The sequence below is a fragment of the Streptomyces sp. NPDC127106 genome (assembly GCF_042677605.1).
Lineage (GTDB): Bacteria > Actinomycetota > Actinomycetes > Streptomycetales > Streptomycetaceae > Streptomyces.
The window spans coordinates 256,570-272,852 of sequence record NZ_JBHXTC010000001.1; the positions used below are offsets into that span (position 1 = coordinate 256,570).

The following is a 16,283-nucleotide window of genomic DNA, read 5'->3' on the forward strand; positions in this document are numbered from 1 at the left end:
CGGCGTCACGAGGAGAGGAGAAGGGGAATGCGCCGCTTCGGAAGGGCCCTGGCCAGTGCCGTGCTGGCGGGGGCCGTGGTCGCGGGAACCGCCGGATGGGCTGCCGGGGAGGGTGTGCAGGCGGCGGTCACCGGCCCGCCGCCGGGTGCGTCCGCGTGGCGGGCCGACAGCGCGTCGGGGCGGCCGCTGCCCGATCCGGGGACGGCGTCCCCGTACGAGGTGGCCCGGTTCTTCGCCGGGCTGGACGAGGCGGCGCGGCGGGATCTCGCCCGCCGCCACCCGCTGGTGGTCGGCAATCTGGACGGCGCGCCGGTAGCCCTGCGGTACGAGGCCAATCGGCTGGCGGTGGCCGCCACGGGACAGCTGCGCTTCGCCCCGCTCGCCGCGCCCGGGCGGCAGGTCCTCGCCTTCGATCCCCGCGGGCGGGGGCAGGTCGCCGAGGTGGTCGGGAACCTGGAGCGGGCCGTGCACGTCGCGGTGGTGGTACCGGGGTCGGACAACGACGCCGCCTCCCATGACGCCGGCCGCGCCCCGCACACCGGCCCGGCGGGAATGGCCCGTTCGCTGCACGCCGCGGCGGGCGGGGACACCGCCGTGGTGGCGTGGACCGGCTACACGACCCCTGTCGGGGTCGGCCTGGACGCGGCCGCCGGCCGGCTCGCGGAGGCCGGCGCGGTCCGGCTGGCCCGGTTCACCGCGGGGCTCGACGCGGTCGGGGCGCCCGATCCCGTGCTGTTCGGGCACAGTTACGGGTCGGTGGTGTGCGGGCTCGCGGCCCGCCACACGGACGCCTCCGACCTCGTCGTGTTCGGCTCCCCCGGCCTGCGCGCCGAGACCGCCGCCGGCCTGGGCACCCGGGCCCGGGTGTGGGCGGCGCGGGGGCCGTCGGACTGGATCGCGGACGTGCCGAACGTGGCGTTCGCCGGGCTGGGTCACGGCGCCGACCCGACCTCGCCCGCCTTCGGCGCCCGGGCGGTGCCGGCCTCCGACGTCCGCGGCCACACCGGGTACTTCGCGCCCGGGACGCAGTCGCTGGCGGCGTTCGCCGCGATCGCGACGGGGCGGGCCCGGTGAGCGCCGCGGCCGTGCTGCGGCGGACGGCCGACCGCATCGAGCGGGGGACGCCCGCCCACCGGGACCGGGCGGTCGACGGGCTGCGGGCGCTCGCCCTGTTGGCCGTGCCGACCGGGCACTGGCTGCTCGGCGGTTTCACCCTGGACCGCGACGGCGGCCTGCACAACGCCAGCCCGCTCTCCGCGTTCGCCGCGCTCGCGCCGGCGAGCTGGGTGCTGCAGATGCTCGGCATCTTCTTCCTGGTCGGCGGCTACGCCTCGGTGCAGTCGTACCACCGGCGCGAGGGGTCCGCCGGGGCCTGGCTGCGGGGCCGGTTCGCGCGGCTGGGGCGGCCCGTGCTCGGGGTCACCGCGGTGTGGGCGCTGGCCGCGCCCGTGCTGTACGCGGCCGGGGTGCCGGAGGCGACGCTGCGGACCGCGGCGACGCTGGTGATCCAGCCGCTGTGGTTCGTCGGGGTGTACCTGGTGGTGACCGCGCTGACCCCGTACTGCGTGCGGGCCGCCCGGCGACTCGGCGGGTGGGCGGCGGCCCCGCTGCTCGCCTCGGTCGCGCTGGTGGACTTCCTGCGGTACGGGCCGTTCGCCGGGTCCGTACCGTCCTGGCTGGCGGTGCTGAACATCCTGCCGGGCTGGCTGTTCGCCTACCAGCTGGGGGTGTCGTGGGGGGAGCGTCGGATCGGGCGGCGCGGGGCCTGGCTGTTGCTGGCGGGCGGGGGCGTGCTGTTCGCCGTGCTGCTCGTGGTGTTCCACTACCCGGCGTCGATGGTCGGCGTACCGGGTGCGGAGCGGACCAACTCGCACCCGCCGTCGCTGCTGGTGCTGGCTCTGGCCGCGGCGCAGTCGGGGGCGGCGGTGCTGCTGCGGGACCGGCTGGCGCGGCTGCTGGCGCGGCCGGCCCTGTGGGCGCCGGTGGTGGTGGTCAACCTGTGCGCGATGACGATCCTGTGCTGGCACCAGACGGCCATGCTGGCGGCGGCCGTTCCCGGCTCGTTCCTGGGCGAGGTGGCGGGTCTGACGACGGCTCCGGACAGCCCGGCTTGGATCGCGGCGCGGCTGCTGTGGCTGCCGGTGTTCGCGGTGCTGCTGCTGTGCATTGCGCGGTACGCACGGCGGTTCGAGGAGCCGTGGACGGGGGCGACGGCGGTGCGGCGGACGGCGGCCGGGCTGCTGGCGGCCGGGTTCGCGGTGTTCGCGCTGGGCCTGGCCTGATCCGGGGGTTACGACGAGAGCCGGTGGTTACGACGAGAGCGCCGCTCCCTGCCGGGGGCGGCGCTCTCGTGTCGGCGGTGGGCGGACGGGGCCCGGGCCCGGGCCCGGTCCGGTCAGCGGCCGGTCAGGCGATCGAGGCCGCGACGATGGCGGCCACGGACAGGTTGCAGCAGGCCGTCACCCAGACCGCCGGGTGCGGCTCGGGGTCGACCACTATGGCGCCGAGCTTGCCCGGGGTCACCCAGTCCAGCACCAGGAAGGCCAGCGCCATCAGGACCAGGCCGAGGATGCCGAAGGCCGCCGTGGACAGCAGGCCCTTGCCGAAGTCGTTGTACGTCGTCCAGATCGAGGTGAACACGATCCCGCCGATGCCGAGGAGGGCCGAGCTCAGCGTGATGGCCGCGTTGCGGTTGCGCTCCTCCCAGATCTGCTTCGGGAGCTTCCCGGGCGTCAGCACGTCCACCAGGACGATCCCGAGGATCAGCAGGACCAGGCCCAGGGCGCCGTAGGCGCTGGTACGGCCAAGTCCGTTGACGATGTCGCTCATTGTGAAGCCTGTCTTCGCGGGGGTGGAAGGGCACCGGTGGGAGGGGCCGGGACTGGCCGAATCTATCGCACTGTCCGGTGGCGGACCATGGGCAGGTCAGGAAAGGGTAAAGGCCGCGAGCGGGCAGCGGCGTCCGCCTCACGATCCGACCCTTGACCTCAAGATTGATTGAGGTTCTAGCGTTCCCCTCATGGACATGGAAGTCACCGCCTGGACCTCACTGCGCAGCGCGATCGACGCCCAGCAGGACCGCCGCCCCGTCTCCCGGGCGAGCCTGCGCCGCATCGCCGCGTTCGCCCGCCCGCACCGCCGCGGGCTGACCCTGTTCCTCCTCCTCAGCGTCGTGGCCGCGCTGCTCGCGGTCGCCACCCCGGTCCTCGCCAGCCGGGTCGTCACCGCGATCGTCGACGGCCGGGAGTCCTCCACCGTCGTCCGGTTCGCCCTGCTCATCGCGCTCATCGCGGTCGCGGAGGCCGGACTCGGGCTGCTGACCCGCAAACTGTCGGCCACCCTCGGCGAGGGCCTGATCCTGGACCTGCGGACGGCGGTCTTCGACCACGTCCAGCGGATGCCGGTGGCCTTCTTCACCCGGACCCGGACCGGCGCTCTGGTCAGCCGGCTCAACAACGACGTCATCGGCGCCCAGCGGGCGTTCAGCAACACCCTGTCCGGGGTGGTCGCCAACACCGTGACCCTGCTGCTGACGCTGGTCGTCATGCTGGGCATCTCCTGGCAGATCACCCTCCTCGCCCTGGTGCTCCTCCCGGTGTTCGTGGTCCCGGCCCGCCGGACGGGGACGCGGATGGCCGCGCTCCAGCGGGAGGCGTCCGCCCTCAACGCCGCCATGGGCACCCAGATGACCGAACGCTTCTCCGCGCCCGGCGCCACCCTGGTCAAGCTGTTCGGGCGGCCGGACGACGAGTCCGCGGAGTTCGCGGCCCGGGCGGGCCGGGTGCGCGACATCGGCATCCGTACGGCGATGGCGCAGTCGGCGTTCATCACCGCGCTCACCCTGGTCTCGGCCCTCGCCCTCGCGCTGGTCTACGGGCTCGGCGGGTACTACGCGCTGCGCGGCACCCTGGACGCCGGCAGCGTCGTCGCCCTGGCCCTGCTGCTCACCCGGCTGTACGCCCCGCTGACCGCGCTGGCCGGCGCCCGCGTGGAGGTGATGAGCGCCCTGGTGAGCTTCGAGCGGGTCTTCGAGATCCTCGACCTGGAGCCGCTCATCGCGCAGGCACCGGACGCCCGCCGGGTCCCGGACGGGCCGGTCTCCGTCGAGTTCGACCGGGTCTCCTTCGGCTATCCCTCCCCCGACAAGGTCTCGCTCGCTTCCCTGGAGGAGGTCGCGACCCTCGACGCCCGCGGCGGCACCCAGGTCCTGCACGAGGTGTCGTTCCGGGCCGAGCCGGGCCAGATGATCGCCCTGGTGGGCTCCTCCGGCGCCGGGAAGTCCACCATCGCGCAGCTGCTGCCCCGTCTGTACGACGCGGACGCGGGCGCCGTGCGCCTCGGCGGGGTGGACGTACGGCACCTCAGCGCCGACTCGATCCGCGACACCCTCGGCATGGTCACCCAGGACGGGCACCTCTTCCACGAGTCGGTACGGGCCAACCTGCTGCTGGCCCGGCCCGGGGCGACCGAGGAGGAGCTGTGGGAGGCGCTGCGCCGCTCGCGGCTGGACGGGCTGGTCGCCGCGCTCCCGGACGGCCTGGACACGGTGGTCGGCGAGCGCGGGTACCGGCTGTCGGGCGGGGAGCGGCAGCGGCTGACCATCGCGCGGCTGCTGCTGGCCCGGCAGCGGGTGGTGATCCTGGACGAGGCCACCGCGCACCTGGACTCCACGTCCGAGGCGGCGGTGCAGGAGGCACTCGGCGAGGCCCTGGCGGGCCGGACCGCCGTGGTGATCGCGCACCGGCTGTCGACCGTGCAGGCGGCCGACCAGATCCTGGTGGTGGAGGACGGGCGGATCGTGGAGCGCGGTACGCACACCGGGCTGCTGGCCGCGGGCGGACGGTACGAGGAGCTGTACCGTACCCAGTTCGCGCCGGCCGGGGAAGCGGCCGCCGAGACGGCGCCGGCCGGAGCCTGAGGCGGGCGCCGGGCGGGGCCTGGGGTGCGGCCGGGCAGGGCCCGCCGCGCGTGCCGCGCGGCGGGTGCCGGCCGGCGGGAGCATGATGCGGACGAGCCCCGCACCGAACAGGCAACGTGGAGCAGCAGATGGACATCAAGCTGGAGCTGGTCACCGTCCCCGTCACCGACGTCGACCGGGCCAAGGCCTTCTACGAGCAGGTCGGCTTCCGGGCCGACCACGACGTCACCGTCAGCGAGGAGATCCGCTTCGTGCAGTTGACCCCGCCCGGGTCGGCCTGCTCGATCGCCCTGGGCAGGGGGCTCACCCGGATGGCCCCGGGATCGCTGGACAACATGCAGGTGGTCGTGGGGGACATCGAGGAGGCGTACGCGGACCTCAAGGGGCGGGGCGTGGCGGTGAGCGAGATCGAGGACCTGCCCTGGGGCTCGTTCGTCCGCTTCTCGGACCCGGACGGCAACCGCTGGGCGGTGCAGCAGACCACTCCGCGCACCGCGGCCTCCGCCCGGTGAACGGCCGGGGACGGGGCCGGCACGCCGGAACGGTCAGGCCGGGCCGGCGCCGGGGGCCGCGGCGACCAGGCTCCGCATCACGTCCATGAGCTCCGCTGGCGGTTCGATGGACATCGAGCGGGTGGCTTCGTCGATGCGGGTCAGGTTGGTGACGGCGCCGCGGTGCCACCAGTAGAGCCGCGGCGACAGCGGGCCCGGGTTGTCCCCGTGGGCGCCGAGGCCGAAGGCGGCCAGGTCGTTGACGGCGTCCTGGACGTGGTGGTCCGCCAGCGGGTGGAAAACCAGGAAGCTCCGGCTGGGAACGGTGAACAGGGCGCCCGCGGCCGGCAGGGGACGGCCCGTCACGGCGCGGACGACCTCATCGAGGACCAGCGCCTTGCTCGCGACGAACGGGGACTCCCCCGACAGGACGTGCAGCAGTCCGCCGCCCTGCATGGGCACGGTCTCGTGCTCCGCGGGCTCGCTCAGCAGGTTGGCGCGGCCCGCCGTGCGCAGGGCCTCCAGGCCGATGGCGGCGACGTCCCGGTCGTCGAGGAGCCGCACGGAGTCGGGGAGGTCCAGCGCGAGCGCCTCCGAGAGCCCGGTCGCGACGGGGCGCACGTAACCGAACGAAGCGGCGGCCTCCGGCGGGAGGGCGTCGTCGGGTATGAGCCGCAGGAAGGCGCGGCGCAGCACGTCGTCGGGGGCGGCCGGGACCGAGGCCGACTCGCGTGCGGAGGCGAGGGCCGCGAAGTGGTGCTCGACGATGCGGGGCCAGTCCCTCGGGTCGGCGCGGCGGACGTACTCGGCGAGGTTGTACAGCGCCGCGGTGCCCTGGGGCGCACGGACGGTGTCGCCCTCGACGGTGACCTGTTCGCCGCGGTCGGCGTGGTACCGGCCCACCAGATCGCGCAGGTGGTCGGCCTGTCGAACCGTCAGGGCGGTGAGGTGGGGATCGGGCGAGCCGGCGGATGCGGGACTGGAGAACGTCATGATCCAACTCTAGGGGGTCCGTTGAACGACACGTTCCGGTCCGTCGACACGGTCCGTACCGGGCCACGCCGTGACGCGAGTCAGCTGAACACCGCGAACGTATGGCTTAATCGGCGTCAGGGGTGACGGGTGACGGGCCGATGCCGAGCACCCCGGTGACGACGCGGGAGGGGAGGTGGCGGGCGGTGGCAGGCCATGACGGCGGCGGCCGGCACGTGACGGTGGTGGTCATGGGGGTGACCGGCACGGGGAAGACGACCGTGGGCCGGCTCCTCGCGGACGCCCTCGGCCTCCCGTACGCGGAAGGCGACGCCTTCCACCCGCCGGCCAACGTGGCCAAGATGTCCGCCGGCATCCCGCTGGACGACGAGGACCGTCGGCCCTGGCTGGACGCCATCGCGGACCACCTCCGCCGGCTGCCGGCCGGCCGGAACACGGTGCTGTCGTGCTCGGCGCTCAAACGGGCCTACCGCGACCGGCTGCGCGCCGCCGCGCCCGACGCGGTGTTCGTCCACCTCACCGGCGAACGCGCGCTGATCGAGCGGCGGATGGCGGCGCGGACGGGGCACTTCATGCCCGCCGCCCTACTGGATTCGCAGTTCGCCACGCTGGAGCCGCTCCAGGCGGACGAGCGGGGGATTGCCGTCGACGTCTGCGGGACTCCCGAGGAAACCGCCGGACGGGCCCTCGCGGCCCTGGCCGCGCTGCCCGCCCCGCACCGCCCCTGACCCCGGTTCCTCACCGGCCCTGGAGCCGGGCCACGGCGAGGGCGAGCCCGCTCGCGGCGGTCGCGCAGCGCTCGGCCAGCTCCGCGACCTCGGCCCGGAACGCGGCGGCCTGCGGGCTGCCCTGCCGTTCCAGTTCGCCGGCGGCCGCGGCCAGCCGGTCGGCGTGGGCGCGCAGGGCCGCGCAGTGGGCGCGCAGCCCCTCGACCGGGTCCGGCCGGGACGGCCGCAGCCGCGGGGCCGCCTTCACCGGGCGCGCCAGGGCTGGACGAGCAGGAGGCCGCCGGTGCCGAGGAGCCCCAGGGTGTGGACGCAGCCCCGGTGCCCGGCGGGCAGGGGTGGGGCGGGGGCGGCCCCCGGGTCACGGCCGGCCTTCCGCCCGGCCCCGCGGCCCGGGGTGCGGCCGCGGGCGCCGTCGCGGTGCAGGAAGGCCCGGACGGCGGCGCCGAGGCCGAGGAGCGGCTCGGCGGGGGCGGCCCGGCCGGTCGCCACCTGCCACCCGGCGTGGTCGTTGAACGGGTTCGCGTCGGTCAGGGCGCGCCAGGCGAACACGTCGGCGAAGGCCGGGGCCAGCACGGTGAAGGCGTGTTCGGTGCCCTGCTCCCGCACCACCCGGCGGAACACGCGGGCGGCCACGGCCTGCCGGTCCTCGTCCACGGCCCGCAGGAGCGCCGCACCGTCGGGGTCGGCCAGCAGCTCGGGGCGGTCGATGCCGGTCGCCCGGATCCGGGCCTTGAGCCCGCAGACGGCGAGGCTGACGGCGAGGCTCTCGCGGCCGGTGAGGATCCCGGCGAGCCAGCCGGCCCGCGCGACGCCCCGGCCGCGCGGGGCCCAGCCCAGGCCCGCCGGGTCGGTGAGGGTGCGCAGCAGGGCACGGCGGGCGAGCCGGCTCCGGCCGCCGCGGCTCCGGGGGGCGGGAGGGTCGGTGGTGCGGCCGGGGGCCGCGGCCGGGAAGCGGGGGCCGAGGGCCAGTTCGGAGGCGTAGCGGGCGGCCTCCGCGACGGCGTCGGCGGCCTCGGCGAGTTCGCGGGACACGGCGCCCAGCAGATCGGCGTCCGGGTCGGTGGACACGGAGGAGGTCGCGGCGTCGGACATGGGAATCCTCGCGGGATGTGGGGGAAGGAGAGAGACGGGGGTGCCGTCGGCGACGGTGCGTCAGCGGCGGGTGAGCGTCAGCCGGATGGCGCGCGGGTCGAGGACCGCGGGCAGCGGACCCGGCGGGTCCAGCACCGGCCGGGTGCCCGTGATCCGACGGCGGCGCAGCACCTCGGCGCACAGCCCGGTGGTGACCAGCAGTGCCAGCCGGCTGCCCGGGCAGCGGCCGGGACCGTGGCCGAACGGGGACATCCGGATGTCCTCGTCCGCGCCGGGCGTTTTCCAGCGCCCCGGGACGAAGACATGCGCGGCGGGCACGTGCACGGGATCGCGCTGGAAGAAGTGGACGGGCAACAGCACGCGGGTGCCGGCCGGATACCGCACCCCGCGCCACTCGGTCCCGGTCCGGGTGACCCGGACCAGGTCGGGCACCGCCGGGTACAACCGCAGCGACTCCCGGACACAGGCGGCCAGCCGGGCGAGGCCCTCGGTCCCGGCGCACCCGGCGGCCTCCCCGGCCGCTGCCTCCTGCTCGGCCGGGTGCGCGCCGAGCAGCAGCAGGGTGCGCAGGACGGTCGCGGGGACGGTGTCCATGGCCCGCAGCCAGGGGTGGAAGGGGCCGGCCGGATCGGCGTACGGGACGGTGCGCCCGGCCGGGACGTGCCCGTCGGCGGCTCCGCGCTCGACCAGGCCGCGGCGGCGCAGCAGGCCCAGCCAGCCCGCGGATCCGCGGTCTCCCGGTCCGGGGGCGGGCACCGGTACGGAGCCCCGGTCGCCGAGCACGATCCGGCGCGCGACCCGGGCCACGGCCTGGCGGACGCGTACCAGTTCGAGGGTGCTGGCGGCGGTCAGCTGCCGGGCCTCCTCGGTGATCACGGTGCGCAGCGCCTCGCCGGAGAGCAGCGCGGGCTCCGCAGCGGTGCGATCCGCGCCGGCCGGGGCAGCCGCCGCGGCGCTCGGTCCGGCGACCGGTTGGGCGTAGAACTGGCGCAGTTCACGGGGGTCCAGCAGGACGAGCACGGTGCCGGACAGGCCGCGTACCGGGACGGGCGCCCCGCCGTGGCGGGCCCGCAGCTCCCGCAGGGTTTCCGCGGAGAACGCCGGGCGGGCGCCGGGGACGCTGCGGACGAGGAAGGGGATCGCCCGGGTGGCGGCGAACCGCACGGACTCGGCGCGCCCGGCGCGTTCCGCCGGTCCGCGCCTCCCCCGCGTGACGGCCGCCCGGGTCGGCCCGCCGGGGGCGGCGTAGTGGAGCATGCGCATCCGGTACCTCCGCACAGCCGGGAACCAGCGGTCGGTGACTTCGAGCTCACCGTACGTCGATCTTGGAGGACCCGCGCTCCGAGCACGGTGGTCCGGGGCCGGGCGGGCGCAGCCGTACGGGCGCGCCCGGGCCGTGGCCGCGGGCGGACCCGGGGCCGCGGGCGCAGCCGTACGGGCGACGGGGCCGCGGCGCCGCCGTGACGGCGGGGGCGGTGTGATACGGCGGGGGCGGTGTGACGGCGGGGGCGGGACTCAGGAGCCCGGCGGGGGCGCGAACACCGCGTCGCGGAAGGGGCTGCGCAGGGGCCCCCGGGGGTCGGCCGGGAGCAGGACCGCCCAGCGGCGACGGCGGGGGTGGAGCCAGACGGCCGCGGTGTCGCCGTGGGTCCAGGTGCCGTGCGCGGCGGGGCGCCACAGCAGGCCTCGGGAAGGGGTGAGTTCGCCGGTCCGGATGCGCAGGGACTCGGCCGTCCAGGCGCGCGGGACGGGGTGGCCCGCAGGGGACAGGAGGTGGCCGAGGAAGCGGGCGAGGTCCGGGAGCGGGGCGTACAGGACGCCGTCGGCGAAGCGGGTGCCGGCCATGCCGAGGGGCTGCCAGACGCGGGCGGCGGCGAGTTCGGGGAGCGGGCTGCCGCCGAGGTGCTCGGCGAGTCGGGTGAGTGCGGCGGCCGCGGCGGGGGCGGAGCGGGCGCCCGTGCGGGTGAGGAGGTGGTGGGTGGTGGTGCCGTTGGGGGTGCCGGCGGCGGCCTCGGCCCCGTAGGCGGTCAGCGGGGTGTGCAGGTGCAGGGCTTCCTCGGCGACGAGGCTTCCGATCACGGGCCACAGGGCGAGGACACCGGCCAGGGCGCCGACGTCGTGCCCGGGGGCGTCGTACCCGGTTCCGTCGTGCCCGGGGCCCGTTCCGGGGCCGTCCGAGCGGGCCAGGATGCCGTCCGGCCCGCCGACCGCCCAGACGGCCTCCGGGTCGGCGGCCTCCAGCAGCCGCCGGATCCGGTCCGCCGCGTCGCCGCAGCCGGTTCGGTCGTCGCTCAGGAGCGTCATGGTGCCCCACGCTAGCGACGTCCCGACCGTCCGCCGGGCGCGCCGCAGCAGGGCCCGCCGCCCGCCACCCGAATGCACCGCGGCAGCGGAAGGGGGCGGGACGCCCGCGGCGCCCCGCCCCCGGTCAGCCGGTGGAGCCGTGCTCCGTTACCTGCCCGGCCGGTTGCCCGGCTGGTCGCCCGGCTGGTTCTTGTCGGGCCGGTCGGTCACCCGCAGCGTGTTCAGCAGCGGCTTGCCGAAGCCGGTGTGCGTGACGAAGCGGAGGTTGAGGACCCCGTCCGTGACCGTGACCGTGTAGGTGCGGGTCAGGGCCTTGTAGCTGCCCGCTTCCAGGGCGATGTCCAGGGACGGCAGGACCTGCGTGCCCTCGGCGAGGACGTCGAAGACCCGCTTGTTCGGCTTGGTGGAGGACAGCTCCGCGAAGCCGAGTTCCACGGTGTACGTACCGTTCGGGACGTTGTCGAAGCGGTACTCGTACATGCCCTCGCGAGCACTGCGGAACAGCTGCTGCTCGTCCGTCCCGGCGATGCCGCGGCCGGTGGAGCGCACCGAGCTGCTGCCCTGGTAGCCGTACGAGCCCGGGGTGTACTTGCGGTCCGGGGACCAGCTGTCGCCGACCGTGTCCGTGGCCGCGCGGTCGGATCCGGCGTCCAGGGCGACCTGGTAGCGCGGGACCACGACCTTCACCGGCACGGTGAGCACCGGGCTGCGGCCGCTGCGCGAGCTGATCCGCAGGTCCGTCGTGAGGACCGAGCCGGCGGCCTGCCCGGTGGTGTCGACGGCCAGGGTGACGGTGGCCCTGCCTCCGGCCGGGAGGTCCGTCGCGCCGGTGGTGGCCGTCAGCCAGGGCGCGTCCTCGGCCACGGTGATGGGCGTGTCCTTGGCGCTCGGGTTGGTGAGGTCGAGGGTGCGGGTGCGCTTCTGGCCCGGCGCGAGGACGATCTCCACCGACGCGAGGGACGGGGTGACCCGGGCGGTGCGCAGGGCCTGGGTGAGGACGGTGACGTCGTTCGGCCGGACGTGGACCACGTTGGTCCAGCCCTCGTAGTGGTCGGCCAGGATGGTGTAGGACTTGTTGCCGACGCCGGCCTGGAGGACGAAGCTGCCGTCGGCCGCGGACGTCGTCCTGACCTCGTCGGCGCCGATGCCGATGGCAACGCTCGCCCCGGCCACGCCGTTGCCGTCGTTGGCGTCGAGCACCCGGCCGGAGACGACGGCGGTCTTGGTGGTGCGGAAGGAGACGGTGAGGCCGTCGCTGATGACGGGTGTGTTGAAGGAGTACTTGAAGGCGTCCGTGCCGGTGGCGTTCTCCACGCCGACCGTGGCGGTGGAGCCGCCCTTGATGCCGGAGCCGCCGGTCCCCTTGTAGGCGTAGGTGACGCTGCCGTCCTCGCCGACGGCCGCCGAGAAGGAGAACTTGTCGGCCTGGGCCGACCAGTGGGCCACGTCCCGCCACTCGATCACGTACTGCCGGTGCGGTGCGGTGCCGGTGACGGCGGTGAAGACGCCCGAGCCGCTACCGGCGGGGCCGACGACGAGGTCGTCCCAGAAGGGGTAGAGCGCCGCGTTGGGCGTGGCCGTGCTCGGGAGGTCGCCGTTGATGTCGCCGGTGTGGGCGCCGCCGAAGCTGACCGTGCCGTTCGTGCCGATCCAGGCCTGCCCGTACGTCTTCCCGTACAGCGGGAGCGGGAAGGGCAGGTCGACGCGCTCGGTGGTGTTGTCGCCGGTCAGCGCGAGCTGCCGGGTGCCGGCCTGGTAGGGGCGGCCGCTCGCGGTGGAGCAGGCGTAGCCGTAGCCGTCGGTGCGCTCGGGCAGGGTGATGGCGACGGTGGTGTCGCCGGCGACGGCCGCCGGCGCGCTGCCGCCGGTGACGCAGCGGGAGGCGTGGGAGGCCCGGATCTCGTAGGTGCCGTGCGGCAGGGTGACCTCGAAGCGGCCCTGGTCGTCGGCGGTCGCGGTCACGGGGGTGTCGGCGACCGTGACGGCGGCGCCCGCAGCGGGCCCGGAGGGCGCGGTGACGGTGCCGGTGACCTTGCCGGAGGGGGCCTGGCTGAGGGTGAAGTCGCCGGTGGCGGTGGTGCTCTCGGTGACCGTCGCGGTGGCGGTCTCCTGGCCGTAACCGAACTTGGCGGCCGTCAGGGCGTACGAGCCCACCGACAGGGAGCGGAAGGAGTAGGTGCCGTCGGCGGCCGTGGTCGCCGTACGGGCGATCGGGCCGGAGGCGGTGACCTTGACGCCGGCGAGCGGGGCGCCGCCGGAGCGGACGGTGCCGCTCAGGGCGCCGGTCGCGCCGCGCGGGGCGTTGGTGACGGCGGCGAGCGCGTCGAGCTTGCCCTCGCCGAAGACGTTGTTGTTGGTGGCGGTGCCGCCGCACTGGCCGTTGTCGGTGTCCTGGGCGGTGGCGCCGAGGAGCGCCTCGGTCTGCGCGATGTCGCCCTCGAGGGCGGGGGCGGCGGACCAGAGCAGGGCGACGGTGGCCGCGGTGTGCGGGGAGGCCATCGAGGTGCCGGAGAAGGCCTCGTAGCTGCCACCGGGGACCGACGAGCGTACGTTCACGCCGGGCGCGGCGATGTTCGGCTTGACGATGCCGCCGGGGCCGGCGCCGCGCGAGGAGAACGCGGCGATGGTGCCGTTAATGTCGAAGGCCCCGGAGCTGTAGGAGCTGGCGTAGTCGCCGGGGGAACCGCTCGTGGAGCAGTTGGGGCCGGCGTTGCCGTTGGAGAAGGCGGGGAAGATGCCGGCGGCCCGCCAGGCGTCGACGATCTGGCGGTACCAGTCGTCGTGCGCGGCGCTGCCCCAGGAGTTGTTGACGATGTGCGGGGCGAGGTCGGGGCGCGGGTTCTGCCCGTTCAGGTCGGTCGGGGCGACGATCCACTGGCCGGCGGCGAGGAGGGAGGCCTCGGAGCAGGAGTTGGTCTCGCAGCCCTTCGCGGCGATCCAGCGGGCACCGGGGGCCACGCCGATCCGGTTGGTGCCGTCGTCGCCGACCATGGTGCCCATGGTGTGGGTGCCGTGGTCGTTGTTGTCGCACGGGGCGGCCGTGGGGCAGACGCCGGCGGGGTCGAACCAGTTGTGGTTGTGGTCGGAGGTCCCGTCGGCGTTCCGGCCGCGGTACTGGGCGTTCACGGCCGGGTGGGTGTGGTCGACGCCGCTGTCGATGTTGGCGACGACGATGCCCTCGCCGCGCACCCCGAACTGGTCCCACACCTGGGGGGCCTTGATCCGGTCGATGTTCCACTCGACGGCGTCGGCCGCCGTCTTCTCGCGCGTACCGTCGGCGGGCGCGGGAAGGGTGACCTTGTCGTCGGCGTCGATGCGGGAGACCTCGGAGCGCTGGGCCAGGGTGCCGGCGAGTTTCTCGGTGCCGACCACGCGGACCGCGTTGACGATCCAGTACGAGGTGTACTCGGCCTGGGCGCCGTCCAGGGCCTTGAGGAGCCCGGCTTGGCTGCGCGCGGCGTGCTCGCGCTTGGTCTTGAGGACCGTTTCCGCCTTGGCCGCCCGGGTGGTCTGCCGCTGCGCGGCGCTCAGGTCGGCGGCGCTGTCGAGGTAGACCCAGAAGGCGGCTTTGCCGGAGTCGCCGAGCTGGGCGCGGAGCTTGGGCTCGATCTTGCGCTCGGCCGCACTCGGGGTGGGGCCGGGTTCCGGTGCGGCGGCTGCGGCGCCCGCGCCGAGGGGCAGGAGCAGTCCTGCGGTGAGGGCGGCGAGCGCCGCGCGTAAGGGGTGCCGGGAACGACGGGATCGTCGTGTGTCGCGTTGGGCCACGTGTGTCTCCTCGTACGCCGTGTGCAGGTCGTGCGGATAGGGCGTGCGTGACGTGCGCGGCAATGGTGAAGGAGGCGTCATGCTCACTACAAGAGTGCCTAACGAGCCGGAGCCCGGGCGGCCGCTGCGGCCCGCCGCTGCTCCGGCCCGCCGCTGCTGCCCGAGAGACCCGCCGCTCCTGCCCGGTCCGGGCTTCCGGGTGGCCCTTCCGCGGCGCGGGAGCGAGGCTGAGGGCATGACCGGTCCAGCTCCACACGAGCCGGCGCCGGACGGCGGGCCGCAGAGGCACGGCACCGGCCCCGGCCCCGGCACCGGCCCCGACGCCGTCCCCGACGCCGTCCCCGGGGCCCCCACCGGGGCCCCCTCCGGCGCGACGTCCGACACCGGGCCCGGCGCCGTCTCCGGGGCGGCCCCCGATGCCGTGCGCGGCGCCGTCGGCAGGCCCGGGGTGGCGCTCGGCACCGCCCGGGGCCGGTGGATCGTGTTCGTCACGGTGCTCGGCTCGACGATGGCCCTGCTCGACTCCACCGTGGTGAACGTCGCCCTGCCCAGCATCGGCCGGGATTTCGGCGCCGACATGGCCGTCCTCCAGTGGATCGTGAACGCCTACCTGCTGACCCTGGCGGGGCTGATCCTGGTCGGCGGGGCGCTCGGTGACCGGTTCGGCCGGCGCCGGATCTTCGTCCTGGGCGTGGTGTGGTTCGCCGCCGCCTCCCTGCTGTGCGGCATCGCCCCCAACGAGGGGGTGCTGATCGCGGCGCGCGCCCTGCAGGGCGTGGGCGGGGCGCTGCTCACCCCGGGTTCCCTGGCGCTGATCCAGGGCTCGATCGCCGCCGCGGACCGGCCCCGGGCCGTGGGGCTGTGGTCGGGGTTCGGCGGCGTGGGCGCGGCCGTGGGGCCGTTCCTGGGCGGCTGGCTGGTGGACGGGCCCGGCTGGCGCTGGGTGTTCCTGCTGAACGTGCCCCTGGCCGCGCTGTGCGTGCCGGTGGCCCTGCGGCACGTCCCCGAATCACGCGATCCGGCGGCGCGCGGCCGGTTCGACGTGCTCGGTGCGGCACTGGGCGCGGTGGCCCTCGGACTCGTGACGTACGCGCTGATCGAGGCCCGCTCGGGGTCGCCCGCAGTGGTCGCGGCGGCGGTCGTCGGCGTCCTGCTGGCGGTCGCGTTCGTCTGGGTCGAGCGGCGGCGGGCCGAGCCGATGCTGCCGCCGGACATCTTCGCGTCCCGGCAGTTCACCGCGGTCAATCTGGTCACCCTGTGCGTGTACGCGGCCTTCGGCGGCTTCTTCTTCCTGATCGTGCTCCAGCTCCAGGTGGTCTCCGGGTACTCGGCCCTGGCCGCCGGGGCCGCGCTGCTGCCGACGACCGCGCTGATGCTGCTGCTGTCGTCCCGGGCGGGGGCGCTCGGCGAGCGGATCGGGCCGCGGATCCCGCTGACGGCGGGGCCACTGCTGTGCGCGGCCGGAATGCTGCTGATGTTGCGGGTGGGGCCCGATGCCTCGTACGTGCGGGACGTGCTGCCGGGGATGGTCGTCCTGGGCATGGGCATGGTGACGCTGGTGGCACCGCTGACCGAGACCGTGCTCGCCTCGGTGGACCCCGGCCGGGCGGGCCTCGCCAGCGGCATCAACAACGCCGCGGCGCGGGTCGCGGGGCTGCTGGCCGTGGCGGCGCTGCCGCTGCTGGCCGGGATGGGGCCGGACGCCTACCTCTCGGCGACCCTGTTCGACGGTGCCTTCGAGGTGGCCATGGTGTGGTGCGCGGGGGCGCTGGCCGTCGGGGCCGCCCTGGCCTGGGCGACCGTACGGACGCCCAGGCCGGACGCGTGCCATCCGCAGTGCCGCACCCACTGCGCGCTGACCGCTCCCCCGCTGGAGCCGCCGGAGGAGACCCAGACCCCACCCCGCAGGTGACGAAAACTTCAGTCAGCACCACGGGGCTCGTCCGCAACGCCAGTCAGGCCACGGCGGAGGCGCACGCGCCCCGCCGCTGC

13 protein-coding genes are annotated in these 16,283 nt (G+C 75.6%); 6 read left to right on the forward strand and 7 right to left on the reverse strand.

What is annotated here, in order from left to right; genetic code table 11:
* The first annotated feature begins 27 nt into the window (after positions 1-27).
* Positions 28-1,074 (forward strand): alpha/beta hydrolase, encoded by a 1,047-nt coding sequence (locus ACFVGY_RS01020; protein WP_385668918.1) that lies wholly within the window; start codon positions 28-30, stop codon positions 1,072-1,074.
* Complete coding sequence (locus tag ACFVGY_RS01025; protein ID WP_385668921.1) at positions 1,071-2,282, forward strand: acyltransferase; 1,212 nt, start codon at positions 1,071-1,073, stop codon at positions 2,280-2,282. The genes ACFVGY_RS01020 and ACFVGY_RS01025 overlap by 4 nt, the downstream gene beginning before the upstream one ends.
* A 124-nt stretch (positions 2,283-2,406) precedes the next feature.
* Here ACFVGY_RS01025 and ACFVGY_RS01030 read toward each other — a convergent pair whose 3' ends face one another.
* Positions 2,407-2,829, reverse strand: a complete 423-nt coding sequence (locus ACFVGY_RS01030; protein WP_385668924.1) for a DUF350 domain-containing protein — start codon at positions 2,827-2,829, stop codon at positions 2,407-2,409.
* 190 nt (positions 2,830-3,019) lie between these two features.
* Between ACFVGY_RS01030 and ACFVGY_RS01035 the strand changes: the two genes are divergently transcribed.
* Both ACFVGY_RS01035 and ACFVGY_RS01040 read left to right on the forward strand, forming a co-directional pair.
* A complete protein-coding gene (locus ACFVGY_RS01035; protein ID WP_385668927.1) occupies positions 3,020-4,918 on the forward strand; it encodes an ABC transporter ATP-binding protein in 1,899 nt (632 codons plus the stop codon).
* Positions 4,919-5,046: 128 nt separating this feature from the next.
* Positions 5,047-5,430, forward strand: coding sequence for a VOC family protein (locus ACFVGY_RS01040; protein WP_385668930.1), 384 nt, complete (start codon positions 5,047-5,049; stop codon positions 5,428-5,430).
* A 33-nt stretch (positions 5,431-5,463) separates the two neighbouring features.
* Here ACFVGY_RS01040 and ACFVGY_RS01045 read toward each other — a convergent pair whose 3' ends face one another.
* Positions 5,464-6,402, reverse strand: coding sequence for a hypothetical protein (locus tag ACFVGY_RS01045; protein WP_385668933.1), 939 nt, complete (start codon positions 6,400-6,402; stop codon positions 5,464-5,466).
* A gap of 230 nt (positions 6,403-6,632) precedes the next feature.
* Here ACFVGY_RS01045 and ACFVGY_RS01050 point away from each other — a divergent pair, with 230 nt between their 5' ends.
* On the forward strand, positions 6,633-7,130 hold the full coding sequence (locus tag ACFVGY_RS01050) for a gluconokinase (protein ID WP_385669827.1): 498 nt from the start codon (positions 6,633-6,635) through the stop codon (positions 7,128-7,130).
* A gap of 10 nt (positions 7,131-7,140) precedes the next feature.
* On the opposite strand, the gene ACFVGY_RS01055 is transcribed toward ACFVGY_RS01050, so the two are convergent.
* The 5 genes from ACFVGY_RS01055 to ACFVGY_RS01075 form a co-directional block, all read right to left on the reverse strand.
* Positions 7,141-7,377 carry a hypothetical protein gene (locus ACFVGY_RS01055; RefSeq protein ID WP_385668936.1) on the reverse strand — a complete coding sequence of 79 codons (237 nt, stop codon included), beginning with the start codon at positions 7,375-7,377 and terminating at the stop codon, positions 7,141-7,143.
* On the reverse strand, positions 7,374-8,222 hold the full coding sequence (locus ACFVGY_RS01060; protein ID WP_385668938.1) for a hypothetical protein: 849 nt from the start codon (positions 8,220-8,222) through the stop codon (positions 7,374-7,376). The genes ACFVGY_RS01055 and ACFVGY_RS01060 overlap by 4 nt, the downstream gene beginning before the upstream one ends.
* A 60-nt stretch (positions 8,223-8,282) precedes the next feature.
* Positions 8,283-9,485 (reverse strand): cytochrome P450, encoded by a 1,203-nt coding sequence (locus tag ACFVGY_RS01065; protein WP_385668940.1) that lies wholly within the window; start codon positions 9,483-9,485, stop codon positions 8,283-8,285.
* A 252-nt stretch (positions 9,486-9,737) separates the two neighbouring features.
* Positions 9,738-10,526, reverse strand: a complete 789-nt coding sequence (locus tag ACFVGY_RS01070; RefSeq protein ID WP_385668944.1) for a hypothetical protein — start codon at positions 10,524-10,526, stop codon at positions 9,738-9,740.
* Between the two features lie 147 nt (positions 10,527-10,673).
* On the reverse strand, positions 10,674-14,291 hold the full coding sequence (locus ACFVGY_RS01075; protein ID WP_385668947.1) for a S8 family serine peptidase: 3,618 nt from the start codon (positions 14,289-14,291) through the stop codon (positions 10,674-10,676).
* A 235-nt stretch (positions 14,292-14,526) separates the two neighbouring features.
* On the opposite strand from ACFVGY_RS01075, the gene ACFVGY_RS01080 reads away from it, so the two are divergent.
* Positions 14,527-16,203, forward strand: a complete 1,677-nt coding sequence (locus tag ACFVGY_RS01080) for an MFS transporter (protein ID WP_385668950.1) — start codon at positions 14,527-14,529, stop codon at positions 16,201-16,203.
* The last annotated feature ends 80 nt before the right edge of the window (positions 16,204-16,283 follow it).